The following is a 25,126-nucleotide window of genomic DNA, read 5'->3' on the forward strand; positions in this document are numbered from 1 at the left end:
GGCACGCACAAGCGGCAATTGGAAACGCGCCGGGAAATGGCCGGGAATTCATCTCCCGCCCCGGCGCCGACCGCCCGCGCCGGGCCATTGCCAGCGCGATGTTAACCTTTTGTTGACCATAATCGGGGCAAGCCGTGACCGGGCGGCATTGGGGATCGCCCGCAAGCAAACGGGGGGCATGACATGAAGCTCACTCCTATCGAAGGCGGGATGGCCGTCCCGGCCGACACCGCCGCCGCCGACCTGCTGGTCGCGCGCTGCCTGGCCGCCGCGGCGCAGGGCGACGCGATGGCCTATTTCGACCTCGGCGTGGCCTTTTCGACCGGCGACCACGAAGTCGCCTGCGACCTGGTGGAAGCGCACAAGTGGTTCAACCTCGCGGCGCTGAACGGCCACGAGGAAGCGGCCGTGTGCCGCGCCGACATCGCCGAGGAAATGACCGCGCGCGAAATCGCCGAGGCCCAGCGCCGGGCGCGCGAGTGGCTGAACGCGGAAGAACGCAGCGCGGCCTAGCCTTCGCGGAAAGGCGTGTGCTCGCCCAAGGCCGAGCGGTCCTGCGCCACGGCGTCGCGTTCGTGCCGAAGGTATTCGGCCACCGCCTCGCGCAATCCCGGGTCGGCGATCCAGTGCGCCGACCAGGTTTCCACCGGCTCGTATCCGCGCATCAGCTTGTGCCCGCCCTGGGCACCGGCTTCCACCCGGGCGAGGCCGCGCGCGATCGCGGCGTCGATCGCCTGGTAGTAACACAGCTCGAAATGCAGGAACCGGCGCTGCTCGCGACAGCCCCAGTAGCGGCCGAACAGCGTGTCGCCGCCGATGAAGTTCAGCGCCCCCGCGATCGGCTCCGCGCCGTCGAAGGCCAGGACCAGCAGGATGCGGTCGGCCATCCGTTCCCCCAGCAGGGTGAAGGCCTCGCGCGTCAGGTAGGGCTGCCCCCACTTGCGCGCGCCGGTGTCCTGGTAGAACGTCCAGAACGCGTCCCAGTGTTCGGGCGCGATCGCGTCGCCGGTCAAGTGGCGGATCTCCAGCCCTTCGCGGGCCGCGGCGCGTTCCTTGCGGATCGCCTTGCGCTTGCGCGAACTGAGCGCGCCGAGGAAGCCGTCGAAACTGTCGTAGCCGCGATTTTCCCAGTGGAACTGGATATCGCTGCGCATCAGCCAGCCGCCCCGTTCGAACAGCGCGCGCTGGTCCGGCGCGATGAACGTGGCATGGGCCGAAGACAGGGCGAACCGGGCGCAGACCGCCTGCGCCGCGCGCAGCAGCAGCGCGGCGTCGTCGTCGCTGCGGGCCAGCAGGCGCGGCCCGGTCGCCGGGGTGAAAGGCGCGGCGACCTGGAGCTTGGGGTAATAGGCCCCGCCCGCGCGCTCGTAGGCATCGGCCCAGGCATGGTCGAACACGTATTCGCCCTGGCTGTGCGACTTGACGTAGGACGGCATGGCCGCGGCCAGCACCTGGCCCGCGCCGCGTTCGACCACGATCGGCAGCGGCTGCCAGCCGGTGCCCGGCCCGACGCTGCCCGAATCCTCCAGCGCGGTGAGGAAATCCCACGAGACGAAGGGATTGTCGGTGCCCGCCAGCCGGTCCCAGGCGTCGCGCGGCAGCGCGCCGACCGCATCGGCCACGCGGATCCGCTCTTCGCCCGCACTCACGCCAGCCCGTCCCCTTCCGCGATCGGGGCATCGGCGTGCTCGGCCGCCCGGGCGCGCTGGGCCGCGTCGCGCACGGTCCAGGTCAGCACCGGCAGGCCGCGCGCGCGCTGCTGCGCGGCGAAGGCGCTCGGCAGGTCGCGAATGTCGTAGGCGAGGAAATCGGGCCGCGCGTGCCACAGGGCCGCGTGGCGGCGCCAGCGGCCGGCGGGGCCGCGATCGTTCTCCTCGGTCACCACCAGCCCGCGCACGGTGCGCGGGGCATGGACCGAGAACCAGCGCGAAACCCGCGGGTCGAAGCTCATCACCGCGTGCGGGCCGCGATAGCCGTCGAGCGCGCGGCGCACCGCGAGGCACAGCGGCGCGACCCGGTTCTGGCGCCGCGATTTCAGCTCGATCAGCAAGGGCACGCGCCCCGCGACTTGCGACAGCAGCCGTTCGAGCGAGGGGACGCGGTCGCTGCTGCCGCTCAGCGCCAGCGCCTCTATCTGCGCCAGCGGCCGGCGCATCAGCGGCCCGCTATCGTCGGTCAGCCGGTCGAGGTCCCAGTCGTGGAACACCGCGGCCCGCCCGTCGCCGGTGCGCTGGACGTCGCACTCGATCCCCAGCCCGCGCCCGATCGCCTCGGCGAAGGCGGACGCGGAATTTTCCGGGATGCCGGGCGAATGGCAGCCCCTGTGGGCATATGTCCACTGCCCCAGCCACTCGACGCGTCGCGGGTCCGGCGGCGGCGCGCGCCAGGCGTCGATCGGGCGCAGGATCACGGGCTGACGGCGACGATCGCGTCCACTTCGACCGCCACGCCCAGCGGCAGCACCGGCACGCCGACCGCGCTGCGCGAGTGGCGCCCGGCCTCGCCGAACACCTCGAACATCAGGTCCGACGCGCCGTTGGCGACCTTGGGCTGGTCGGTGAAATCGGCGGCCGAGCTGACGAAGGCGCCCAGCTTGACCACGCGTTCGACCCTGTCGAGCGAACCCAGCGCGGCCTTGAGCTGGGCCAGGATCATCAGCCCGCAGGCGCGCGCCGCCGCGGTGCCGTCTTCCAGCGAGACGTCTTCGCCCAGCCGGCCCTTGACCAGGTCGCCGCCGACGAACGGCAACTGGCCCGAGACATGGGCGAAGCCGCCATGGACGACGACGGGCTGGTAGCTGGCGACCGGCGCGGCGGCCTGCGGCAGTTCGATCCCCAGTTCGGCGAGTCTTGCGTCGATGCTCATGCGTTTTCCCGGTCCTGTGTTTCGCTTGCAAGCTGGTCGAGCAGCCATGGCAGCGCCTCGGCCCAGCGGTCGATCCGCGCATGTGCATCGCCCGCGCGGTGGGCGCAATCGATATGCGGCGCCAGCAGCGGCTCGCCGCACAGGTGCAGGCGGCGAACCTCGGGCGCGACCTGCGAGACCGAGGCGTGGTGCTGCGGCAGGTCGTCGATGAAGATCGCCCGGCTCGGCGCATATTCGTCGAGTATCGCCTTCAGCGCCGGCCCTTTCGGCCCCTGGTTGGTGAAGACCCGCGCGTCGATTCCGTGGTCCATCAGCTGGCGCGCGCGCCGTTCGCGCCGCTCGTCGTTGAGGTTGGTCAGGATCACCACGTCGGCGTGGTCGGCCAGCGCGGCGATGCCTTCCACCGCCCCTTCGATCGGGTGCTGGCGGTCCATCTCGGTATCGAAGAAGCGGCCCAGCAGGCGCCAGATCTCGCGTTCCTCGACCGCTTCCCCGCTCTCGCGCCAGCGCATGGCGCGGGCGAAGCTGTTGCTGCCGATCGTGAAGTCCACCCCTTCGCTCTCGCCCAGCCAGTCGCGGAAATGGGCGACCATGTGCAGCAGCACCTCGTCGCAGTCGGAGATGACCAGCGGCCGGCTCATGCCCCCGCCTCCCCGCCGGCGGCCAGCGCGCGGCGCGCGGCGACCAGCGTTTCGGGCGCGACGTTCAGCGCATCGGCCGCGAGGACCAGGTCCGGCTCGTGATTGGCGAGAAAGTCCAGCACCGCGGCCATGACGCTCCGCTCGGTCAGCCGGTCGCGCAGGATCTCCGGCGTCAGCCCGGTCAGCGCCAGCAGGCGCCCGGCCCGGTCGTCGTCCTGCAGCACCCAGCCGAGCGCGCCGAGCGCCAGCGACTCGGGGTCGCCGGGCACGTGGTCGGGGGATGGGGTCTGGTGTATGATTGTCAGCGTCCTCGTCAGCTCGTAAGGGCAGGGCCGATATGGCATGCGGGCGGCAGGAAGGGAGCGCGCCCCGGTGAGCGAGGCTGTGGCAAAGAGAATACTCGTTGTCGAGGACAACGACCTCAACCGGAAGCTGTTCTGCGACGTCCTGCGCGCGAACGGCTACGAGGTGGAGCCTGTCGCCGACGGCGAACTGGTGCTGGAGGCGGCCCGCCGCTTCGGCCCCGACCTCGTGCTGATGGACATCCAGCTGCCCAATGTCTCGGGCGTGGACCTGATCGCCGCGCTCAAGGGCGACAAGGGGCTGGCGCAAGTGCCGGTCCTCGCGGTGACCGCCTATGCCGGCAAGGGCGACGAGGAACGGATCCGCGCCGCGGGCGCCGCCGACTACCTGGCCAAGCCGGTTTCGATCGGCCCCTTCATGGCCGCGGTGCGGCGGCTGGTCCCGGCCTGACGGCGGCCGCGCGCGCCGCGCGGTTCGCGCCGCGGGTGCTTGACAAGCGGGGGCCGGACCCGCTTTGCCGGGCCATTCGCAGGGCGGGCACGATGCCCGCCGCACTAACGAGATTGGAACCGCCCCCCATGGATCGCGCGCAAACCGACCAGACCATCAGATCGCTGATCGAACCGTTCAACAAGAAAGGCATCGAGATCGCCGATTCGACCACGTTCGCCGGCGACCTAGAGTTCGACAGCCTGACGGTGATGGATTTCGTCGCCGCGATCGAGGACGAGTTCGACGTGATCATCTCGATGAACCAGCAGGCCGAGATCGAGACTTACGGCCAGCTGGTCGACGCGGTCCACAAGATGCAGGCCGACGCGTGAGCGAAGGAATCAGCCAGCCCGACCGGCCGCAGGTGCGCGAAGGCGACGCGCCCGACCTGTTCAGCAAGTTCGACGACCTGATCGCGATGCGCGAAGGGCTGCTCGCCAGCGGGCAGGAAGACCCCTTCAACCTGGTGATGGAGAAAGTCCTCTCCCCCACCCGCGCGATCTGCAACGGGCGCGACACGATCCTGCTCGGCACCTACAATTACATGGGGATGACCTTCGATCCCGACGTCGTCGCCGCGGGCAAGCAGGCGCTGGCCGATTTCGGCAGCGGGACGACCGGCAGCCGCGTGCTCAACGGCACGTACCAGGGCCACCGGGAGTGCGAGGACGCGCTGCGCGAATTCTACGCGATGGACCACGCGATGGTCTTCTCCACCGGCTACCAGGCCAATCTCGGGATCATCTCGACCATCGCGGGCAAGGGCGACTACATCGTCCTCGACATCGACAGCCACGCCAGCATCTGGGACGGGTGCGCGATGGGCAAGGCGGAAGTCGTGCCGTTCAGGCACAACGATCTCGACGCGATGGAAAAGCGCCTGCGCCGCATTCCCGAAGACGCGGGCAAGCTGGTCGTGCTCGAAGGCGTCTACTCGATGCTGGGCGATGTCGCCCCGCTGAAGGAAATGGTCGCGATCGCGAAGAAATACGGCGCGATGGTGCTGGTGGACGAGGCCCACTCGATGGGCTTCATCGGCGAGAACGGCCGCGGCGTGTGCGAGGAACAGGGCGTGATCGAAGATGTCGATTTCATCATCGGCACTTTCTCGAAAAGCGTCGGCACGGTCGGCGGCTTCTGCGTTTCCAACCACCCGAAGTTCGAGATCATGCGGCTGGTCTGCCGCCCCTATGTCTTCACCGCTTCGCTGCCCCCCAGCGTGGTCGCCACCGCGGCGACCAGCATTCGCAAGCTGATGCACGGCGGCAACAAGCGCGCGCACTTGTGGGAAAATTCGCGGCGGCTCCATGCCGGGCTGAAGGACCTCGGCTTCGAGCTCGGGACCGACGAACCGCAGAGCGCGATCGTCGCGGTGATCATGCCCGACCTCGCCAAGGGTGCGGCGATGTGGGAGGCGCTGCTGAAGGAAGGGCTCTACGTCAACCTCGCCCGCCCGCCCGCGACGCCCGCCAACATGACGCTGCTGCGCTGCTCGCTCTGCGCCGAACACTCGGCCGAGGAAGTCGGGACGATCCTCGGCATGTTCGAACGCGCGGGCAAGGCGGTCGGAATTATCTAATCTACTGTAATTTCGGTATTTATCCCACAGTTTCCCATTCCGCGAAAAATGTGGGATAAATATGACCGATGGGGCTTGCCCAGTACACCGACGAACAGGCGCGGGCGCTGGTCAATCTGCGCCAGCGCTATGAGGCGTGGCGCGATGCCGAGCGGGCATGGCGCGCCGGTTTGGGACCTGCTCAAGGCGGTCGACCCGACCTTCGCGGTCAACGCCGAACGCGGATTCCAGGCCCGCAATGCCGATGCCTACGAGGTCGAGCTGCTCATTGCCCCCTCGCGCGCGGACGCCCTCGCCCGGCGTGACCGGCCGCGGCCGATCCCTCTGCCCGAGCAGGAATGGCTGCTGCTCGGCACCCCGGTCGATCAGGTCGTGCCCTGCCGCGATGGCAGCGCGGCGCGGATCGTGGCGCCCGATCCCCGCTGGTTCGCGCTGCACAAGCTGTGGCTCGGACGACAGGCGAAGCGCGACCCGCTGAAACGGCGCAAGGATCTGGCGCAAGGCAATGCCGTGCTCGAGGCGGTGGCGCAGGCCATGCCGCACTATCCGCTCGACGCGGCATTCGCGCAGTCGATCCCGCAGGAGCTCGCGCCGCTGGGGCGCGAATGGCGCGGCGGCGCGGAACGCTAGGGCACGTCGGCCGTCTCGATGGTGAAGGAGATTGCAGCAATGAAGACGACCAATACCGGTAGCGCGCGTTACGAAGGGCTGGGCAAGGACGGCAAGGGCAGTGTCTCGACCGGCTCGGGCGCGCTGGACGGCCAGCCTTACGGGTTCAACACCCGGTTCGAGGATGCGCCGGGCACCAATCCCGAGGAGCTGGTGGCCGCGGCCCATGCCAGCTGCTTCACGATGGCGCTCAGCTTCGCGCTCGCCCGCGCGGGGCACGAGCAGGGGACGCTGGAAACCACCGCGAAAGTGACGCTGGAGAAGGAGGGCGAAGGCTTTACCGTCACCCGCTCCGACCTGACGCTCACCGGCAAGGTCGAGGGGATCGGGCGCGAGGACTTCGCGAAGCTGGCCGAAGAGGCCAAGGCCAATTGCCCGATTTCCAAGCTGCTCAAGGCCGAGATCACGCTGGACACGACGTTCGAGGGCTAGCCGGCGGCGACGTCTTCCGCACCGGCCGGCGCCGCCGCGTCCTGCGCCCGCGGCTCGGGCGCCAGCGGCCACAGCAGTTGCTGCGCCGCGCCGGCCGGGGGAAGGTTCTCCACCCCGTAGCTGCGCGGATAGGTCCGCGTGATCCGCGCGGTGCCGAAGATCACGTCCCACAGGAACAGCAGGTTGCCGTAGTTGCCCTTGTAATGGACCGCCGGGTCGCTCGCATGGCGCCCGTGGTGCGCGTGGTGCGTGGCGGGGGTCGAGATCGTGCGTTCCAACACCCACATGACCGGCGACAGCCAGCCGATCCGGTAGAGCGGCCGGTCCCAGGCAATGTCGCAATGGGCGCCGATGATCACCGCCATCTTGACCACCAGGTACCCGGCATAGACCCAGCCGAGGCCGAGGTAGAGCAGCACGCCGGAAAACCACAGCCCCGGCATCATCATGTAATAGAACACGTTGTTGCGATAGACGAGGCGCACCGACATGTAGCGCGCGTTGTGGTGCGCGCGGTGGAGGTTGTAGAGCCAGGCGAAGCTGTGGCTCGCCCGGTGCCACCAGTACTGCGTCATGTCGTCGAGGACGAGGAACAGCAGCACCGCGGGCACGAGGTGGAGCCCGGCGAGCGCCCCCTGCCACTGCGGCGCAACGGCGGAAGCGAGGATGGCCGAAAGCGCGACGATCGCCGGCTGGGTCACCCCCAGCAGCATGACCGTGCTGGCCGCCTCGACGATTCCGTCGTCGCGCGTCTGCCCGGGCTTGGCCAGCAGGCCGGTGCGCCACAGTTCGAGCAGCGCGAAGCCGAGATAGATCGCGAGAACCGCGACGATCGGTGCTGACATTGTCCTCTCCTTTTCCCCGCCCCGGTCTAGCGCTAGAACGCCCGGTGAAATGTCGGAAACCGGACAATTGGTGCCGCTCAGTTCGGCCGGCACGGCGATGCTCTTCGCCGCCCTGCCGGCTGCCCTCGCCGCGCGGCTGCGCGATCGCGCCCCGGCGCGCCGCTTCGCCGAAGGCCAGGTGATCCAGCAGCGCGGCGAGACGGCGCGCGGTTTCTGGCTGATCGAGGAGGGGGCGGTCGCGGTCGGGCAGTTCCTTGCCGACGGGGATTTCCGCCAGGTCGCGCTGCTGGGCCCGGGCGATTCCTACGGCGAGCTGGCCTGGCTCGCCGCGCGCCGCCGCGTCGTCGATGCCGTCGCCCGCGAGGCGGCGGTCCTGCGGCATATCGACGGGGCGCGGTTCGAACGCGCGCTGGCCGAAGACCCGGCCGCGATGCGCCGCCTGCTGGGCGCGATGGCCGGGCAATTGCAGGAAGTGCTCAACGTGATGGCCGGAATCCGCCGGGGCACGGCGACCGCGCGCGCGGCCGGGCTGCTCGCCAACTTGTGCGGTCCGGGCGCAGCCCCCCGCCGGCTGGCCGTGACCCAGCAGGAGATCGCGGACCTGCTGGGCGTCACCCGCTCGACCGCGCACCAGGCGCTGCGCGAACTGGACGAAGGCGGGCTGATCGGCCGGCGATACGGCGCGATCGAGGTGCCCGATCCGGACCGGTTACGCCGCTTCGCCGCCGGGTGAGGCCGGCGCCGCGATCGCCGCCGCCGCGCAGGCATCCTGCGCGCCGTCCTCTCCGCCCGAGAGCCAGGTCAGCGCGAGGAAGCCGCCGACGACGAGCACCGCGAAGACGGTGGTGACGGTGACCAGGTATTCGTCGATCACCCGCTTGATCGGCGCGCCGAACAGGCGGAACAGGATCCCCACGGTCATGAAGATCAGCGCGCGCCCGGCGATGCTGGCGAGGATGAACGGCACCAGCGCCATTTCGATGAAGCCGGCGGTGATCGTCAGCAGCTTGAACGGGACCGGGGTGCTCCCGGCGAGGAAGATCACTTCCCAGTCGCGCTCGCGCAAGTGGCAGGCGGCGACCGGAAACTCCTCCGCCAGCCCGATGGCCGAAAGCATCGCGGTGCCGACCGTGTCGTAGAGGAAATAGCCGATCGCGTAGCCGAACAGCCCGCCCAGGACCGAGGCGACGGTGCAGACCAGCGCGAAGCGGATCGCCTTCGCCGGTTCGGCCAGGCACATCAGGCCGAGCAGGGGATGGGGCGGGATCGGGAAGAAACTCGATTCGATGAAGCTGATCAGCGCCAGCCACCCCTCCGCATGGGGATGCGCGGCCTTGGCCATCGTCCAGTCGTAGAGTTTGCGCAGCATCGCCGCGCCCTATGCCAGCGGTGCGGGGCAGGCAAGCGCCGGCGCGCGGGCGCAAGTATCGGACGGCGCACTTTCATAACCTATTTGGCACTTTTATCTTGACATCGCGACGCTCATTGGTTAGAAAAGACGAACATCGCGATAGTGCGATTCGCCGGGACCGCCCTCGCGGCGTCCCCCTTCCCTTTCTCTTCCCACCCCCTCTCCACCAAGACACGGAGCCGAATCATGACCAAGGCGAAATCCTCGCCTGCCCGCGGCCGCGCGCCGGCGGGCAAGGCATGGCGCAAGCCCTTCCTGGCGGAACTGGCGCGCACGTCCAACGTCGCCGCATCCGCCCGGGCGGCGGGGATCGAGCCGGGCGCGGCCTATGGCGCGCGGCGCGGCGACCCGGCCTTCGCCCACCAGTGGTTCGAGGCGCTGTGCGAAGGCTACGACAACCTCGAGCTCGACCTGCTGCGCCGCCTGCGCGAAGGCGAGCTGGCCGGCGCGACGACCCCGGCCGGCAAGGCGCGGCGCAAGTACGACAATGCCACCGCGCTGCGCCTGCTCGCCGCGCACCGCGCCAGCGTCCAGCGCCAGCGGGGCCGCAACGACTATGCTTACGAGGACGAAGTGCTCGCCTCGATCGATGCCAAGCTGGAACGGATGCGCCAGCGGCGGATCGCCATGCGCGCCGCCCCCGAATCCGGCCCCGAATCCGGCCCCGAATCCGGCCCCGGCGCGGCCCCCGGCTCCGGCTCCGGCTCCGGCCCGAACGGGGACGACGACGAAGCCGGCGGCGGGGACGCGGGCGATGGCCGCTGATCGCGCGGGCGATCCGCCGCACGACCCGCCCGACGACCCGCTCGACGCGCAGCTCGACCGCAAGCTGGCCGAGCTGCTGCGGATGGAGGAAGACGAACGGCAGAAGGAACTCGCCCGGCTCGCGCCCCACGAGCGCGCCGAGCTGCGCCACCACTGGACCTTGTGGGCCCGGCGCGACCAGTTGCCGCCCGCGGGCGACTGGTCCGCCTGGCTGATCTGCGCCGGGCGCGGTTTCGGCAAGACGCGCGCGGGCGCCGAATGGGTGCGCGAGATCGCCAAGCGCGATCCGCGCGCCCGGATCGCGCTGGTCGGCGCGAGCCTGGCCGAAGTGCGCGCGGTCATGGTCGAGGGCGAAAGCGGCATTCTCGCCTGCTCGCCGCCGCACCGCTGCCCGGCCTACGAGCCTTCGCTGCGCCGCCTCACCTGGCCCAACGGGGCGCTGGCCACGCTCTATTCGGCGGGCGAGCCGGAAAGCCTGCGCGGCCCGCAACACAGCCATGCCTGGTGCGACGAGATCGCCAAGTGGGACATGGCGGGCGAGCGCGCGACGCGGGCGTGGGACAACCTCGCCCTCGGCCTGCGGCTGGGCGAAAGCCCGCGCGCGCTGGCGACCACGACGCCGCGCCCGGTGCCGCTCCTCCTGCGCCTGCTGGCGGCGGAGGACACGGGCGAGGTCGCGGTGACGCGCGGGACCACGTTCGACAACCGGCCCAACCTGCCGGGCCGGTTCGTGGCCGCGATCGAGCGCCAGTTCGGCGGGACCAGCTTCGCCCGGCAGGAACTGGGCGGCGAGCTGCTGGCCGAAGTCGAGGGCGCGCTGTGGAGCCGCGCGCTGCTCGAACGCTGCCGCCTGGCGCAGGATGCTGCCCTGCCCGGCGATCCGGTGCGCGTGGTCGTGGGGGTCGATCCCCCGGCCGGCACGCGCGGCGATGCCTGCGGGATCGTGGTCGCCGCGCTGATGCCCTGCGGCGGCGCGCGCGTCCTCGCCGATGCCTCGATCGAGCGCGCCAGCCCGGAAAGCTGGGCCCGCGCGGTCGCCGAGGCGGCACGCGCCTGGCAGGCGGACCGGGTCGTGGCCGAGGCGAACCAGGGCGGCGCGATGGTCGCCAGCGTGCTGCGCGCCGCGCGGCGCGACCTGCCGGTGCGGCTGGTCCACGCCCGCCGCGGCAAGGTGGCCCGCGCCGAACCGGTCGCCGCGCTCTACGAAGCGGGCCGGGTTCGCCACGCGGCGCTGTTCCCCGCGCTGGAAGACCAGCTCTGCGGGCTGATGGCCGGTGGCCGCTACCACGGCCCCGGCCGCAGCCCCGACCGCGCCGACGCGCTCGTCTGGGCGCTGACCGAACTGATGCTGGGCCCCGCCCCGCGCCCGCGGATCTCGGTGATCTGAGAGGGCGATGGACAGCGTCGGACCGATGCCCGTAAGCAGGCAGGAAGAGGAAGGGAGACACGATCCGATGATGAAGCGCACTCTCGTCGCCGCGGCCGCGGCGCTGTCGCTGGCCGCCCCGGGAACGCCCATGGCCCAGGACCTGGCATTCGATTGCGACGTCGAGGCGGGCCGGTTCTCCTCGATCACGTTCGACACGGCCCGGCCGCTCCGCATCAGCGGGACGATAGAGCCGGTCGAAATGCGATCGGGAGACACGCTTCCGGTGGCGGGCGTGCGACTGGCGCGGACCGACGGGAGCCACAGCTTCGGCTTTCAGCTGATCGCGCCGTCGCCCAGGTCGCCGAGGCTCGACGTCTTCTTCAACGACCGCGGCGCGCAGCAGCCCCGCCGCGAGCTGCCCCCCGTGAGCGCCGAAGGACCGATCCCCTTCGCCCTGTCGATCGCGGCCGACGGCACCGGCGAGCTGCAGGTTGCCGAGACCGTCCACCGGTTCGAAAGCCGGCCTTTCGCGCCGGCCCAGGTCATGGTGTTCTGCTCCACCGGTCAGTTCAAGTTCGCCGGGCTGGCGTGGGAAGCCCCGCCCAGCCCCTAGCCGCGGGGCCCGTCCGCCCCCCTTCGCAAGAGCCGGTCATCGACCCTCCCCGCCGTCCGCGACGGGGAGGGTTTTTCATTGCCCGAAAGGAAACCCCATGTCCTTCCTCGCCACCATCGCTTCCGCCTTCAAGGGCGGGGGCGGGGCTCGCGTGCCGCTGGCGCGCGGGTTCGTTTCGCCCTGGGCGCTCGCGGTCGAAAGTGCGGGCGCCCCGCCTTACGAATATGGCCGCAGCGTGCGCCGGGCCTACCTCGACAACCCGGTCGCCCAGCGCAGCGTGCGGCTCGTCGCGGAGGGGGTCGGCAGCGCGCCGATCCAGCCGAGCGACCCGGCGCTGGAGGCGCTGGTCGGCGCGACGGGCGCCGGGCAGGCGCTGATCGAGACGGTCGCCGCGCACCTGCTGCTGCACGGCAATGCCTATGTCCAGGTGATGAAGGACGCCGCCGGCCAGCCGGTCGAGCTGTTCGCCCTGCGGCCCGAGCGGGTTTCGGTCGTGGCGGGCGACGACGGCTGGCCCGCCGCCTATGCCTACAAGCTGGCCGACCGGACGCTGACGATCGCGCCCGAGGACGAGGACGGCTGGCCCAATATCGTCCACTTGCGCGCCTTCCACCCCGCCGACGACCATTACGGCGCCGGCGCGCTGGCCGCGGCGGAGCAGGCGGTGGCGATCCACAACGCCGCCTCCGCCTGGAACCGCGCGCTGCTGGAGAACGCGGCCCGCCCCTCGGGCGCGCTGGTGTTCGAGGGGGCCGACGGCGCGCCCCTGACCGGCGAGCAGTTCGAACGGCTCAAGGCCGAACTCGCCGCCGGCTTCCAGGGCCAGGCCAATGCCGGGCGGCCGATGCTGCTCGAAGGCGGGCTGAAATGGCAGGCCATGGCCCATTCGCCGGCGGACATGGACTTCGCCACCCTCAAAGCCGCCGCCGCGCGCGACATCGCGCTCGCTTTCGGCGTCCCGCCGATGCTGCTCGGCCTGCCGGGCGACAACACCTATGCCAATTACCGCGAGGCCAATCGCGCGCTCTGGCGGCTGACGCTGCTGCCGCTGGCGGGCAAGATCCTCGCCGGGCTGGGCCAGGGGCTGGAGCCGTGGTTCCCGCAGGCCAGGCTGGCGGTCGATCTCGACCGCGTGCCCGCGCTGGCCGAAGACCGCGAGAAGCTCTGGGCGCAGGTCAGCGCCGCCGATTTCCTCTCCGCCGAAGAGAAACGCGCGCTGCTGGGGCTGGCGTGATTGAAGAGAGGGTCCTCCCTATCGTCTTGCGATGGGGAGGGGGACCGCGAGACGCGAAGCGGCTCGGAGTGGAGGGGCCCTGCGCGACATCGCCCCTCCGACCGACGCCTGCGGCGTCGCCCACCTCCCCAACGCAAGTCGTTGGGGAGGACTAGCGACAAGGACATCGATCCCATGGACAGGACCGACATGATCGCCCGGCTGATGGCCGAGGCGAAGGACGGCGGCTGCGAGCTGGTGACGCTGCGCGCGATCGTCGAGGAAGCCACCGATCTCGGCGCGGACCGCGCGCTCCAGCGCACCGGCCTCGCCGATCCCGACGCGCGCGAGGACCTGGCCGAACTGCGCGAGCTGCTCCAGGCCTGGCGCGACGCCAAGGCCAGCGCCTGGCGCGCGGCGATCGCCTGGCTGGTGCGCGGCGCGCTGGCGCTGCTCGTGATCGGGATTACCGTGCGGCTGGGCCTCGCCGGGGCGCTGCGGTGACCCGGCTGGCCGGCTACGCCGCGCTGTTCGGCCGCGCCGACGCCGCGCGCGACACGATCCGCCCGGGCGCCTTCGCCCGCACCCTGGCCGAGCGCCGGACGGCATCGCTCGGGCCCCTGCCGCTCTACTGGCAGCACCGGCCCGACCGGCGGATCGGCTGGATCGAACGGGCGCGCGAGGATGCGCGCGGCCTGCGCGTGATCGCCGCGCTCGACAATCCCGCCGGGCGCGCCGCCGCCCTGCTGCGCCGCCGCGCGATAAGCGGCCTCAGCTTCGGCTATCGCGCGCGCCGGTTTCACCGCGAGGCCGAGGGCCGCGTGCTGGAGGATGTGGAGCTGTTCGAAGTCAGCCTCGTCACCCACCCGCTGCAGCACGGCGCGCGGGTGTTTCTTGTTTGTTGACCGAAGTGTTTCCGTTGACCTCAGGCGCCGGCGGCCGCATCCGCGGCCTTGGCTATCCTCCGCGCAAAGCGCTCCGGGCGCGCGGTCGCGCTTGCGGGGCTGCTGGTCGCAGCCCCGGACCTTTCCCAGCCGCGAGCGCCTGAAGAAGCCCCTTCCCAGCCAAGGATGCCGGGAAAGATCCGGTCCGCGACCAGCGGACCGCAAGGCCGACCGGCCGTCCGCAGCGACCGCAGGGAGCGAGGATAGCCAAGGGCCCGGATGGCCCCGCCGGCGCCTGAGGCTCCAAAAAACCTGAGGCTCCCACAAAAAAGGACACACAACCATGCCCTATTGGCTTGCGCGCGAGCGGCGGGGGCAGGAGGCCGACTGGATACAGCGGTTCGATCCGCGTTTCTGGACGGTCGATTTCCCGCGCCCGATGATGGCCTGCGTGGTCGCGACCGCGCCCGATGCCCTGCGCGTCGATTGCGAGTTCCTTTACCAGGGCCAGCTCGCCGGGTTGATCTGGGCGAGCGAGGATCGGCTCGACCACCCGCTGCTCGCCTATGAAACCCAGCGCGACTATTCGCACACCGTCCTGCGCTTCCACTGGCGTTCGGGCGGGATCGTCGCGCTCGACCGGGCCAACGGGCCGACCCTGACGATCGAGGGGCGCGACGCGGCGGGGCAGGCGCGCAGCTGGTACGTGCGGCTGTGGAACTATGCCAGCGGCAGCCCCACCGACGCGCGGATCGAGCTGTCCTTCTCCGCCCTGGGCAGCGGCTGGTCGCTGCCGGGCACCCCGGTCCACCCCGCGGACATCGACCGCATGTTCATCTCGCTGGTCCCCGAAGGCTACGTCCCCGGCAGCACGGCGCCGCTCGCCGCGCGGGCCGAAGGGTTTGTCGAAATGAGCGAGATCGCGTGCCACGGCGACCACGCGAGCCTGGCGATCGGCGATGTCATGCTGCCGCCGCACGGGGAACGGATCGCGACCGCTTACGACGATGCCTACAACCAGGAACCGACCCGGCTGCTGCGAAATATCCGCGGGCTCGGCTACCGCGACCGCATCCTGCACTATCTGGGCATGAGCCATTTCCCCCGGCTGGAGGCGGAAGGGGATGCGATGCCGGTCGCACGGCCGGCGGCGATCTGCACCCCGGCGCGGCGCTGGCACGAGCGGTTCTATGCCGCGGCGGGGGCCGCCGGATACGCGGTGATCAATTCGCTGTCCTACGAGCTGCTGGCCGATCACTGCCCGGCCGAATGGCAACAGCGCGCGCACGACGGCAGCGCGGCGCGCACGGGGTGGGACCCACCCTCCGCCCTGCTGTCGCCGGCCAATGGGGAGGCGATGGCCTGGCTGCAATCGGCCGCGGTCCAGTTCACCGCGCTGCAGCAGGCCGCGGGCCTGCCGGTCCTGTTCCAGGTGGGCGAGCCATGGTGGTGGGTCGTCCCGCACAGCGGCGCGCCCTGCCTCTACGACGATGCCGCGATCGCGGCCTTCGGCGGCGCGCCGCCGGTGATCGCCGACATGCGCGCCCCGCTGGACGGCGCGCAGACCGCCCTGCTCGACGATGCCGGCGCGCTGCTGGCGCAATCGACCGCGGCGCTGGGGCAGGCGGTGCGCGATGCGGCGGGCGGGGCGGCAGGCGGCGACACGGAGATCCTGCTGCTCGCCTTCACCCCGACGATCCTCGATCCCGCCATGCCCGAACTGAAACGGGCCAACCTGCCGGCGGGCTGGGCCTGGCCGGCTTTCGACCGGCTCCAGCTGGAAGATTACGACTGGCTGACCGCGGGGTTCGACGCGCGCTGCCGGGCGGCGATCGCCGAAGTCGATGCGCGGCTCGGCTACCCGGTCGAGCGGCAGGATTACCTCTCCGGCTTCGTGCTCGATCCCGCCGATGCCGACGCGTTCTGGCCCCGGATCGATGCCGCGCTCGACCGGGCCGCCGGGCGCGGGGTGGGCGAACGCTACGTCTGGGCGCTGCCGCAGGTCGCGCGCGATGGATACACGCGGCTCGCGCCGCCGAAGGAGGACGACGACGTGCAGGCTTTCGACGACGTGGAATATCCGCTCGCGCTGGGGCGCGACGCGGCGGCCAGCCCCGAGTTCGCGACCTCGGTCGCGGTCACCGCCTCGGGGCACGAGCGGCGCAACACGCTGTGGGCCGATGCCCGGCTGCGGTTCGATGTCGGGCCCGGCATCCGCTCCGAAGACGAACTGGGCACGCTGATCGCCTTCTTCCGCGCCCGGCGCGGGGCGGCGCGCGGATTTCGCCTGCGCGATCCCTTCGATCACAGCTCCAGCGGGATGACCGGCCCGCCCGGCCCGCTCGACCAGCTTCTCGGCACCGGCGACGGCGCGCGCGACACGTTCGCGCTGGTCAAGGCCTATGGCGACGGGGCGGAGCCGCAGCTGCGGCCGATCACCCGCCCGCGCGCAGGCACGGTGCGCGTGTCGGTGGACGGGGCCGAGAGCTTCGCCTGGACGCTGTTGCCCGGTGGCCGCGTGCAGTTCGTCGAGGCCCCGCCCCCGGGGGCCGAGATCCGCGCCGGGTTCGCGTTCGACGTGCCGGTGCGGTTCGAGCAGGACCGGCTCGACGTGGCCGGGGCGAACTTCGCCGCGGGCGAGGCGCCTTCCGTCCCGCTGATCGAAATCCGCGAGGCGGCATGAGCCGGGCGTTCCTTTCGCGCGAGCTGGACACGGTCGCGACCTTCTGGCGGATCTTCCGCCGCGACGGGGTCGCGCTCGGCTTCGTTACCCACGATCGCGACTTGCATTTCGGCGGCCTGCTCCACCGCGCCGCGCCGGGCATCGTGCCCCATGCCCTGCGCCGCACCGCGGGCCTCGCCGACGACGAGGCCGAAGTGCGCGGGGCGCTGACCCACGACGGGATCGCCGCGGCGGACCTGGCCGCGGGCCGGTTCGACGGGGCGCGGGTGGAAATCGGCGCGGTCTGCTGGGAAAGCCTGGAGACCGCCGTGCTCTACGGCGGAACGATCGGGCAGGTGAGCGAGAGGGCGGGGACATTCGCGGCCGAACTGCGATCCGCCAAGGCCGCGCTCGAACGCGATTTCGTCCCCCGCACCGGGCCGACCTGCCGGGCCCGGTTCTGCGGGCCGGGATGCGGCTTGCCCGCCGCGCGCTTCACGCACGAGACAGTGCTGGAAGCGATCGACGCGGAGGCCGGCACCGCCCGGTTCGCCGCGCCCGATCCCGCGCTGATGCCCGGCGGGCAGGTCCGCTGGATCGACGGGCCGCTGTGCGGGCTGGCCATGCGCGTGCTCGCGGCGTCGGACGGCGCACTGGTGCTCGACCGGGCGCTCGACCCCGCGCCGGCGCCGGGCACGCGGGTGCTCCTGCGCGAGGGGTGCGACGGGCGGCTGGCGACATGCGCCGCGCGTTTCGGCAACGCGGCCAATTTCCGGGGCGAGCCTTTCCTGCCCGGGCTCGACCTCCTCGCGCGCTACCCGGCCGCGCCATGACGCGCGATCCCGGCCCGGCCGTGGCCGGCGCGGCGCGGGCGCTGGTCGGCACGCCGTTCCGCCTCCACGGGCGCGACCCGCGTTCGGGCCTCGACTGCATCGGGCTCGTCGCCGCGGCGCTGGAAAGTGCCGGCCTGCCGGCCGATCCGCCCGCGGGTTACGGCCTGCGCAATGCCGATCCGGGCGATCCCGACGCGATCGCCCGGCGCAGCGCGCTCCACCCGGCAAGCGGCCCGCCCCGCCCCGGCGACGTCGTGATCGTCCGACCCGGGCCCGGGCAGCTGCACCTGCTCGTCTGCGCCGGGGCGGACCGCTTCATCCATGCCCACGCCGGGTTGCGCCGGGTCGTGGCAATGCCCGGGCCGCTGCCTTGGCCGGTGCTCGGCCGCTGGCGGCCCGGCGGAAAGGACTGACTGCAATGGCCACTCTCGTACTCGGCACGATCGGCACGCTCGTCGGCGGGCCCCTCGGCGGCGCGCTCGGCACGATCGTCGGGCGCGGGATCGACGGCGCGGTGATCGGCACGGGCCGGCGCGAAGGCCCGCGGCTGAAAGACCTGGCGGTGACCACGTCCAGCTATGGCCAGCCGCTGCCGCGCCATTTCGGGCGAATGCGCGTGGCCGGCAGCGTGATCTGGGCGACCGACCTGGTCGAGAACCGCGAGACCGGGGGCGGCGGCAAGGGGCGGCCGAAGACCACGACCTACAGCTATTCCAGCTCGTTCGCGGTCGCGCTGTCGAGCCGGCCGATCGCCGGGCTCGGGCGCATCTGGGCCGATGGCAAGCTACTGCGCGGGGCGGCGGGCGATCTCAAGGTCGGCGGCGCGCTGCGCGTCTATGGCGGCCACGGCGACCAGGCCCCCGACCCGCTGATCGCCGCCGACGCCGGGGGCGTCTGCCCCGCCTTTCGCGGCTGCGCCTATGCCGTGTTCGAGGATCTTGAGCTGGCCGATTTCGGCAATCGCATCCCCGCGCTGACGTTCGAAGTCCTCGCCGACGCGGGCGGGTTCGCGCTGTCCGACCTGGTCGGGCCGCTCGTGCCCGGCGCGCGGGGCGAGGTCGCGCTGGCCGGGCTGGAAGGGTTCTCTTACGAAGGCGGCCCGCTGCGCGAGAGCCTGGCGACGATCGACCGGCTCTTCCCCCTCGCCGCCGATACGGCAGGCGGCGGGATCGCGCTGGCCGGCGCCTACCCGCCCGCGGCAACGGCGATCGACCTGCCCGAGCCGGTGCTCGCCCCCTGCCGCGACGGGGCCGAGGCATGGGAAGGCCCGCGGTTCGAGCGCGAGGCCGGCCCCCTGCCCGCCCCGTCGGCGCTGCGGTATTACGACGTCGCGCGCGATTACCAGCCCGGTCTGCAGCGCGCGGCGAGTGCCGGCGGCGACAACGAGGATGGACGCGCGATCGAGTTTCCCGGCGCGCTGGCACCGGATCGCGCGCGCACGCTCGCCGGGGCGGCCGCGGTGCGCGCCCGGGCCCGCGGCACGCGGCTATCGCTGCGGATCGCCGAGCTGGACCCGGCGCTCGGCCCCGGCAAGCTCGCCCGCGTGCCCGGCGTTGAGGGGCTGTGGCTGGTCGAAAGCTGGGAGTGGGACGAACACGGCATTGCGCTGGACCTGCGGCGGCACGCACTCGCCGCGGCGGCCGAGGCCGACCTGCCCGGCGATGCCGGCCGGCCCGCGCTGCCCCGCGACGGCGCCACCCCGCCGACGCTGCTGCGCGCGTTCGAACTGCCGTGGGACGGCCGCGGCGATCCGGCCCGGCCGCCCGCGTTCGCCGCCGCGTCGGCCGCCGATGCCGGCTGGCGCGGGGCGAGCCTCTACCTCGAAGACGGGGGCGTGCTGGAAGAGATCGGGCCGAGCGGGCAGGCGCGCAGCATCGGCGGCACCCTTGCCGGCGCGCTCGGCGCTTCGCCCGCGCGGCTGCTCGAACGCCAGGCCTCGATCACGCTCGATCTCCACGCGCCCGACATGGTCCTCGCCTCCGCGGGCGCGGAGGCGCTGGCGGCCGGGGCCAACCGGCTGCTGGTCGGCCGCGAAGTGCTGCAATATGCCCGCGCGGTGCAGGAAGGCGCGCGGCGCTGGCGGCTCGAAGGGCTGCTGCGCGGGCGGGGCGGGACCGAAGCGGCCGCTGGGGCCGGCCATCCCGCCGGGACCGCGGTGACGCTGATCGACGCCGCGCTGCTGCCGATCGGCGACCGGCTGACCCCCGGCACGCCCGCGCCGCGCGTCGCCGCGATCGGGCAGGCCGACGACGCGCCGGTCATCGCCCCGATCGAGGGGCACGGCGAAGGCTTGCGGCCACTGGCCCCGGTCCACCCGAGGGCGCGCCTGCTGCCGTCGGGCGCGCTCGCGCTCGGCTGGATCCGCCGGGCGCGCGGGGCCTGGCAATGGCTGCCCGAAGTCGATGCCCCGCTGGTCGAGCAGGCCGAGCTCTACCGGCTCGGCGCCGGCCCGCCCGAGGCGCCGCTGCGCACCTGGGACATTGCCGAGCCGCATTTCACGATCGCGCCGGCGGACCGCGCCGCGCTGGCCGCCGACATGCCCGGCGCGCCGGTCTGGGTCCGCCAGGTCGGCAGTTTCGCGGCCTCCGACCCGCTCGTCCTCGCCACGCTCGACTAGGCCGTTTCCGCACCGACCACCCGGTCCCCCTCCTCCCGAAGAACCAAGGAGCCATCCCATGCCGGACACACTCGCCTTCGCCTCGGGCACGGCCCGCTTCGCCCTGCCGCATCTCTTCCCCGCGCAGGCGCAGAAGGAATTCGTCGTCAACGAATCGCTCGCGCGGATCGATGCCCTGCTCCACTGCGCGGTCGAAGGCGTGGCGGCCGAGCCGCCCGGCGAGCCGGCCGAGGGGGAATGCTGGATCGTCGCCGACACCCCCTCCGGCGCGTGGGCGGGCCGCGGCGGAGAGCTTGCCGCCTGGCAGGCGGGCGCCTGGCTGTTCGTCGTGCCGCGCGCGGGGATGCGCGTCTTCGACCGGGCAGGCGGCCACTTCCGCCTCTATCGCGAAGGCGCGCCCGAGGGCTGGCAGGCGATCGATGCCGTCGCCGCACCCGCGGGCGGGGCGACGGTCGATAGCGAGGCGCGCGAGGCGATCGGTAACCTGATCGCAACGCTTGCCGCTGCAGGAGTTCTGCCGCCTGCCGAGTGAGGAACCCAATCGCGACTGGCGCGTTCGGGCGGGACAGGAGGGTCGTTTTCGATCAAGATTTCGGTCACAACAACCTAAAGCGAGGCATTCTTGCAACAGTTTGGGATGATTGGCCGCTTGCCTCCCTCTTGGGGAAAAGTTAGAAAACCCGCCACTCGGTGGCTTCAATTTCGCTAAAAAAGGGGAATTACATAATGCGGAAACTCGTCATAGGAATGGCGATGGCCTCTACGGCCCTTGCATCGCCTGCCCTCGCACGTGACGGCCAGTGGTACATCGAAGGCCAGGGCGGCCCGATGATCGTCGAAGATCTCGACTTCGACATCGTCGACGCCGATGGCGACGTGGTCGACACCGCGGGTGCCGATACCGACACCGGTTACGATTTCGGTGGCGTCGTCGGTTACGACTTCGGTGCCTTCCGCCTCGAAGCGGATGCCAGCTACCGTCAGGCTTCGATCGACCGCGTGACCGCGGCCGGCGAACAGTACGAGGCCGGTGGCGACGCCAGCGCCCTCTCGTTCATGCTGAACGGCCTGCTCGACTTCGGTGAAGACGACGGCCTGCAGGGCTTCGTCGGCGGTGGTGCCGGTGTCGCGCGCACCAGCATCGACGCCACGATCGGCGGCCCCGACATCCTCGACGATTCGGACACCGGCTTCGCATGGCAGGCTCTCGCCGGCGTGCGTGCGCCGCTGACCGACAGCATCGACGTCGGCCTGCGTTATCGCTTCTTCAACGCCCCCGACGTGACGCTGATCGACGCCGATGGCGGCGAACTGGAAACGCGTTTCCGCTCGCACTCGATCCTCGGCACGCTGACGTTCAACTTCGGTGGCGCCCCGGCCGCGCCGGCTGTGGTTCCGCCGCCGCCCCCGCCGCCGCCGCCGCCCCCGCCGCCCCCGCCGCCGCCGCCGCCGGCTCCGGTGTGCAACAAGGGCCCGTACATCGTGTTCTTCGAATGGGACAAGTCGGACATCACGCCCGAAGCTGCCACCATTCTCGACAACGCGGTTTCGGCCTACACGAACTGCGGCACGGCCTCGGTCATGCTCGCCGGTCACACCGACCGTTCGGGTTCGGCAGCCTACAACATGGGCCTGGCGGAACGTCGCAACGACTCGGTTCGCGAATACCTGACGGGCCGCGGTGTCCCGGGTGCGCGGATCTCCAGCGAAGCGTTCGGCGAAACGCAGCCGCGGGTCCCGACCGCGGACGGCGTGCGCGAACTCCAGAACCGCCGGGTGGAAATCACCTACGGTCCGGGTTCGGGCATGTAAGTTTCGCGAAAGCGAAGAACTCGGAAAGGGGCCGGAGCAATCCGGCCCCTTTTTCGTTAGAGGGCATGAATCACCGCAACAGGAGATCGCTATGACCCGCACCGCCACCTTCACCAGCATCGCCGCCCTCGCCGCCTCGGCCGCGCTTGCCGGCTGCGTCTCGCCGACCGCGCCCGCGGCTGAAACCCTGGGTGTCGCCCAGCTCGCGAAGGCCGACGGCACGCCGGCGGGGCTGGCGCAGATCGTGGCCGTCGGCGATCAGCTGTCGATCAACGTCACGGCCAGCGGGATCGAGCCCGGCGCGCACGGTTTCCACCTGCACACGACGGGGGCCTGCCGCGCGCCCGATTTCACCTCGGCCGGCGGTCACCTGAACCCGACCGACAACGAACACGGCATGGAGAACCCCGACGGCAGCCATTTCGGCGACCTGCCCAACCTGCAGGTCGGCGCCGGGGGCACCGCATCGGCCTCTTTCGACCTCGGCCACGGGCGCGATCGCGCGCTGGAATGGCTGTTCGACGCCGACGGCACGGCAGTGGTGATCCACGCAGGGGCGGACGACTATCGCACCAACCCGTCGGGCAATGCCGGGCCCCGCGTCGCCTGCGGCGTGCTCGAACGCGCCTGATCGGCGCGCCCGCCGCGCGGGCCGCCGCCACCGAACCGCCCGATGAAACGCGGCCGGGATGCGCCTATCATGCGCCTATCGCGCAGTCCCGGCCGCTGCCGTCTGTTCGCCTCCTAAGGCGCGGGATCGCGGATCAGGGAATCGGCTCCCCCGCCGCGCGCGCGCGCTCGACGACCGATGAAGCCGCAGCAGGCACCAGCTTGAGCGCTGCGATCAGCAGGACGAAGCCGATCGGCACGACGACCAGCGTCGACATGATCCCGAAGGAGAGGTCGTCGCCATTGGTGGCCGAGACGTAGCCGGCCATGAACGGCCCGATCCCCAGGCCGACAAGCGTGGTCGAGAGGAAGAACGTCGCCGTCGCCAGCCCCCGCATCCGCGGCAGGACGAGCGCCTGGCTGGTCGCTGCCGCCGCACCGAGGGCCGAGGCCGAGGTGAGCTGCGCGAGGAAGCTGGCGACGTAGAACAGCGGCAGGCTCGGCGTGTTGTAGGCGACCACCAGCGGCGGCACCGACGCCAGGAGGCCGAACAGGACCACCCAGATCCGCCCGGTCTGGAACCGTTCGAGCAGGTAGTCGGCCAGGCGCCCGCCCAGGATCACGCCGAGGAACCCGGCCACGGCCGACGGCGCGCCGAGGAACCAGCCGAGATCGCTCTTGTCCGCGCCCAGCGCCCGCTCGGCATAGGGCGCGCCCCAGTACGAGGCGGAATAGGCGATGAAGGCGACCGTGCCGTAGCCCAGCACGATCGTGAGAAAGGCCGGCGATCCCCACGTCAGGCGGAAAGTCGGCAAGTCGCGCGACTTGAGCGAGATCGCCCAGCTGAACACCGCGTAATAGCCGACGCCGAGGAACAGCCACTGGTCGGAAATTCCGGGCACGAGCGACGAGGTCGCCGGCACGGCGCGCGAGAGCAGGACCGCCGCGACCGCGAAGAACGCGGCGCCCGCCAGATTGATGGCCAGCGCCGGCAGGCCGCGCAGCGCAGCGCCGATCACCGTGAAGGGCGGGATGACCTGGAGCAGCTCGTTGACGAAGCCGCGGAACGGATGCGGGTCTTCGGGCGTCGGCAGCCCGTCGATCGCGCCGCGCACCGGCTCGCGCAAGGTCAGGACCCACAGCGCCAGCAGGAGGCCGGGGATGCCGACCGCGAGGAAGGCCGCCTGCCAGCCGGCGAGGCCGAGCGGGCCGCCGTCGGGGTAGGCGGCGTTCCAGTTCTCCACCACCAGGCCGCCGATCAGCAGCGAGACGCCGCCGCCGATGTAGAGGCCCGAGGAATAGATCGCGAGCGCGGTCGCGCGCAGCCGCGCCGGGAACCAGTCCGAAATCAGCGAATAGGCGGCCGGGCTGGCCGTCGCCTCGCCCACGCCGACGCCGATGCGCGCGACGGTGAGGGTCGCCGCGTTGCGCGCGAAGCCCGAGAGCGCCGTCATCGCCGACCACAGCGCCAGCCCCAGGCTCATCAGCCGGATCCGTTTCCAGCTGTCGGCCAGGCGGCCGAGCGGAATGCCGAACAGGGCATAGAAGACGGCAAAGGCAGTGCCGTAGAGGAAGCCGAGGTAATCGTCCTCCACCCCCAGGTCGAGCTTGATGTCGTTGGCGAGGATCGAGAGGATCTGCCGGTCGATGAAGTTGAGGACGTAGACAACCACCAGCACGCCCAGCGCGTACCAGCTGTAGGCCGGCACCTTGTCGTTGTCGGGAACGGCGCCCGACTGCGCCTGCGGTGCCTCAGCCTGTGGTTCGCTCATACGTTATCCCGTCCTCTATCCCCGCTTCTGCAAAACCCTTCTGCCGCAATCGGCAGCTGTCGCAAACCCCGCAGGCGAGCCCGGCGGGCGTGGGCGCGTAGCACGACCAGCTGATGCCGGTGTCGAGCCCCAGCCGCGCGGCCTCGGCGGCGATCCGGGCCTTGGTCATGAACTGCAGCGGGGCGCGGATCGTCAGCGCGCTCCCCTCCGCCCCGGCCTTCGTGCCGATCCGGGCCATCCGTTCGAACGCGGCGATGAATTCCGGCCGGCAATCGGGATAGCCCGAGTAATCGAGCGCGTTGACGCCGATGAAGATCTGCTCGGCCCCGACCGTTTCGGCCCAGGCGAGGGTGAGCGAGAGGAAAACGATATTGCGCGCCGGCACGTAAGTGACCGGAATGCCCTCTTCCACGCCGCCGGTGGGCACGGGGATGTCGTCGGTCAGCGCCGAACCGCCGAACACGGTCAGGTCCAGCGGCAGGATCACGTGCCGTTCGCATCCGAGCGCGTCGGCGACCTTTCGCGCGGCATCCAGTTCCACCCGGTGACGCTGCCCGTAATCGATCGTCAGCGCGTAGAGGCTGCGCCCCTCTTCGCGCGCGATGCCCCCGGCAACCATCGAATCGAGCCCCCCCGAAAGGAGGACGACGGCGCGGTTGCCGGCGGTCTGGCCCGGTGGCGATCCCATTGCGCCGGGCTAGGCAGAAATCGCCGCGGTGGCAATCACAACCATGGCCCCT

At 71.5% G+C, this 25,126-nt stretch carries 29 protein-coding genes; 20 read left to right on the forward strand and 9 right to left on the reverse strand.

All coding sequences use genetic code 11. The features are described 5' to 3' along the window. The first annotated feature begins 183 nt into the window (after positions 1–183). Entirely contained in the window at positions 184–513 is a 330-nt protein-coding gene (locus GRI72_RS07600) for a hypothetical protein (protein ID WP_160733317.1), read from the forward strand. Here the strand turns inward: GRI72_RS07600 and GRI72_RS07605 are convergent. The 5 genes from GRI72_RS07605 to GRI72_RS07625 are packed head-to-tail and all read right to left on the reverse strand — an operon-like array spanning position 510 to position 3,775. Then, positions 510–1,649 carry a GNAT family N-acetyltransferase gene (locus GRI72_RS07605; RefSeq protein ID WP_160733318.1) on the reverse strand — a complete coding sequence of 380 codons (1,140 nt, stop codon included), beginning with the start codon at positions 1,647–1,649 and terminating at the stop codon, positions 510–512. The genes GRI72_RS07600 and GRI72_RS07605 overlap by 4 nt on opposite strands. Continuing rightward, positions 1,646–2,410: a glycerophosphodiester phosphodiesterase family protein gene (locus GRI72_RS07610; RefSeq protein ID WP_160733319.1), complete on the reverse strand. Its 765-nt coding sequence runs from the start codon at positions 2,408–2,410 to the stop codon at positions 1,646–1,648. Before GRI72_RS07610 ends, GRI72_RS07605 begins: the two co-directional genes overlap by 4 nt. Continuing rightward, positions 2,407–2,865, reverse strand: a complete 459-nt coding sequence (locus GRI72_RS07615) for a RidA family protein (protein WP_160733320.1) — start codon at positions 2,863–2,865, stop codon at positions 2,407–2,409. The genes GRI72_RS07610 and GRI72_RS07615 overlap by 4 nt, the downstream gene beginning before the upstream one ends. Next, positions 2,862–3,506 carry an HAD family hydrolase gene (locus GRI72_RS07620; protein WP_160733321.1) on the reverse strand — a complete coding sequence of 215 codons (645 nt, stop codon included), beginning with the start codon at positions 3,504–3,506 and terminating at the stop codon, positions 2,862–2,864. The genes GRI72_RS07615 and GRI72_RS07620 overlap by 4 nt, the downstream gene beginning before the upstream one ends. Next, positions 3,503–3,775 (reverse strand): DUF3572 domain-containing protein, encoded by a 273-nt coding sequence (locus tag GRI72_RS07625; RefSeq protein WP_337191153.1) that lies wholly within the window; start codon positions 3,773–3,775, stop codon positions 3,503–3,505. The genes GRI72_RS07620 and GRI72_RS07625 overlap by 4 nt, the downstream gene beginning before the upstream one ends. A gap of 115 nt (positions 3,776–3,890) precedes the next feature. Between GRI72_RS07625 and GRI72_RS07630 the strand changes: the two genes are divergently transcribed. The 5 genes from GRI72_RS07630 (at position 3,891) to GRI72_RS07650 (ending at position 6,981) form a co-directional block, all read left to right on the forward strand. After that, entirely contained in the window at positions 3,891–4,259 is a 369-nt protein-coding gene (locus GRI72_RS07630; RefSeq protein ID WP_160733323.1) for a response regulator, read from the forward strand. Between the two features lie 128 nt (positions 4,260–4,387). Next, positions 4,388–4,633 (forward strand): acyl carrier protein, encoded by a 246-nt coding sequence (locus GRI72_RS07635; protein WP_160733324.1) that lies wholly within the window; start codon positions 4,388–4,390, stop codon positions 4,631–4,633. After that, on the forward strand, positions 4,630–5,880 hold the full coding sequence (gene spt / locus GRI72_RS07640) for a serine palmitoyltransferase (protein WP_160733325.1): 1,251 nt from the start codon (positions 4,630–4,632) through the stop codon (positions 5,878–5,880). Before GRI72_RS07635 ends, spt begins: the two co-directional genes overlap by 4 nt. A gap of 144 nt (positions 5,881–6,024) precedes the next feature. After that, a complete protein-coding gene (locus GRI72_RS07645; RefSeq protein WP_160733326.1) occupies positions 6,025–6,510 on the forward strand; it encodes a GSU2403 family nucleotidyltransferase fold protein in 486 nt (161 codons plus the stop codon). Positions 6,511–6,549: 39 nt separating this feature from the next. Then, positions 6,550–6,981 carry an OsmC family protein gene (locus tag GRI72_RS07650; RefSeq protein ID WP_160733327.1) on the forward strand — a complete coding sequence of 144 codons (432 nt, stop codon included), beginning with the start codon at positions 6,550–6,552 and terminating at the stop codon, positions 6,979–6,981. Here GRI72_RS07650 and GRI72_RS07655 read toward each other — a convergent pair. Then, positions 6,978–7,826: a sterol desaturase family protein gene (locus tag GRI72_RS07655; RefSeq protein ID WP_160733328.1), complete on the reverse strand. Its 849-nt coding sequence runs from the start codon at positions 7,824–7,826 to the stop codon at positions 6,978–6,980. The two genes, GRI72_RS07650 and GRI72_RS07655, sit on opposite strands and share 4 nt — an antisense overlap. A gap of 49 nt (positions 7,827–7,875) precedes the next feature. Here GRI72_RS07655 and GRI72_RS07660 point away from each other — a divergent pair, with 49 nt between their 5' ends. Continuing rightward, the gene (locus GRI72_RS07660; protein WP_160733329.1) at positions 7,876–8,559 is read left to right on the forward strand and encodes a Crp/Fnr family transcriptional regulator; all 684 of its coding nucleotides are present in this window, start codon (positions 7,876–7,878) and stop codon (positions 8,557–8,559) included. Here the strand turns inward: GRI72_RS07660 and GRI72_RS07665 are convergent. Further along, positions 8,536–9,195, reverse strand: coding sequence for a YqaA family protein (locus tag GRI72_RS07665; protein ID WP_160733330.1), 660 nt, complete (start codon positions 9,193–9,195; stop codon positions 8,536–8,538). The two genes, GRI72_RS07660 and GRI72_RS07665, sit on opposite strands and share 24 nt — an antisense overlap. A 228-nt stretch (positions 9,196–9,423) precedes the next feature. On the opposite strand from GRI72_RS07665, the gene GRI72_RS07670 reads away from it, so the two are divergent. From GRI72_RS07670 to GRI72_RS07730, 13 genes are all read left to right on the forward strand, one after another. Beyond that, positions 9,424–10,002 (forward strand): hypothetical protein, encoded by a 579-nt coding sequence (locus GRI72_RS07670; protein WP_202389011.1) that lies wholly within the window; start codon positions 9,424–9,426, stop codon positions 10,000–10,002. A gap of 82 nt (positions 10,003–10,084) precedes the next feature. Beyond that, positions 10,085–11,389 carry a DNA-packaging protein gene (locus tag GRI72_RS07675; protein ID WP_160733651.1) on the forward strand — a complete coding sequence of 435 codons (1,305 nt, stop codon included), beginning with the start codon at positions 10,085–10,087 and terminating at the stop codon, positions 11,387–11,389. Between the two features lie 67 nt (positions 11,390–11,456). After that, the gene (locus GRI72_RS07680; protein WP_160733331.1) at positions 11,457–11,984 is read left to right on the forward strand and encodes a hypothetical protein; all 528 of its coding nucleotides are present in this window, start codon (positions 11,457–11,459) and stop codon (positions 11,982–11,984) included. A gap of 97 nt (positions 11,985–12,081) precedes the next feature. Further along, on the forward strand, positions 12,082–13,218 hold the full coding sequence (locus GRI72_RS07685; protein ID WP_160733332.1) for a phage portal protein: 1,137 nt from the start codon (positions 12,082–12,084) through the stop codon (positions 13,216–13,218). Positions 13,219–13,392: 174 nt separating this feature from the next. Beyond that, the gene (locus GRI72_RS07690; RefSeq protein WP_160733333.1) at positions 13,393–13,701 is read left to right on the forward strand and encodes a DUF6127 family protein; all 309 of its coding nucleotides are present in this window, start codon (positions 13,393–13,395) and stop codon (positions 13,699–13,701) included. Beyond that, entirely contained in the window at positions 13,698–14,102 is a 405-nt protein-coding gene (locus GRI72_RS07695; RefSeq protein ID WP_160733334.1) for an HK97 family phage prohead protease, read from the forward strand. The genes GRI72_RS07690 and GRI72_RS07695 overlap by 4 nt, the downstream gene beginning before the upstream one ends. Positions 14,103–14,424: 322 nt before the next feature. Beyond that, on the forward strand, positions 14,425–16,764 hold the full coding sequence (locus GRI72_RS07700; protein WP_160733335.1) for a DUF2460 domain-containing protein: 2,340 nt from the start codon (positions 14,425–14,427) through the stop codon (positions 16,762–16,764). After that, positions 16,761–17,576: a DUF2163 domain-containing protein gene (locus GRI72_RS07705; protein WP_160733336.1), complete on the forward strand. Its 816-nt coding sequence runs from the start codon at positions 16,761–16,763 to the stop codon at positions 17,574–17,576. Before GRI72_RS07700 ends, GRI72_RS07705 begins: the two co-directional genes overlap by 4 nt. Beyond that, complete coding sequence (locus GRI72_RS07710; RefSeq protein WP_160733337.1) at positions 17,573–17,989, forward strand: NlpC/P60 family protein; 417 nt, start codon at positions 17,573–17,575, stop codon at positions 17,987–17,989. The genes GRI72_RS07705 and GRI72_RS07710 overlap by 4 nt, the downstream gene beginning before the upstream one ends. Before the next feature lie 5 nt (positions 17,990–17,994). Continuing rightward, the gene (locus GRI72_RS07715) at positions 17,995–20,193 is read left to right on the forward strand and encodes a GTA baseplate fiber-binding domain-containing protein (RefSeq protein WP_160733338.1); all 2,199 of its coding nucleotides are present in this window, start codon (positions 17,995–17,997) and stop codon (positions 20,191–20,193) included. Positions 20,194–20,251: 58 nt separating this feature from the next. Then, a complete protein-coding gene (locus GRI72_RS07720) occupies positions 20,252–20,725 on the forward strand; it encodes a DUF2793 domain-containing protein (protein WP_160733339.1) in 474 nt (157 codons plus the stop codon). 194 nt (positions 20,726–20,919) lie between these two features. After that, on the forward strand, positions 20,920–22,005 hold the full coding sequence (locus tag GRI72_RS07725) for an OmpA family protein (RefSeq protein WP_160733340.1): 1,086 nt from the start codon (positions 20,920–20,922) through the stop codon (positions 22,003–22,005). Between the two features lie 91 nt (positions 22,006–22,096). Further along, entirely contained in the window at positions 22,097–22,636 is a 540-nt protein-coding gene (locus tag GRI72_RS07730; protein WP_160733341.1) for a superoxide dismutase family protein, read from the forward strand. 133 nt (positions 22,637–22,769) lie between these two features. Here GRI72_RS07730 and GRI72_RS07735 read toward each other — a convergent pair whose 3' ends face one another. Next, positions 22,770–24,386: a spinster family MFS transporter gene (locus GRI72_RS07735; RefSeq protein WP_160733342.1), complete on the reverse strand. Its 1,617-nt coding sequence runs from the start codon at positions 24,384–24,386 to the stop codon at positions 22,770–22,772. Continuing rightward, positions 24,367–25,074, reverse strand: coding sequence for a 7-cyano-7-deazaguanine synthase QueC (gene queC / locus GRI72_RS07740; protein WP_160733343.1), 708 nt, complete (start codon positions 25,072–25,074; stop codon positions 24,367–24,369). Before queC ends, GRI72_RS07735 begins: the two co-directional genes overlap by 20 nt. Between the last annotated feature and the right edge of the window lie 52 nt (positions 25,075–25,126).

Source organism: Pelagerythrobacter marinus, assembly GCF_009827515.1.
GTDB classification, from domain to species: Bacteria; Pseudomonadota; Alphaproteobacteria; order Sphingomonadales; family Sphingomonadaceae; genus Pelagerythrobacter; species Pelagerythrobacter marinus.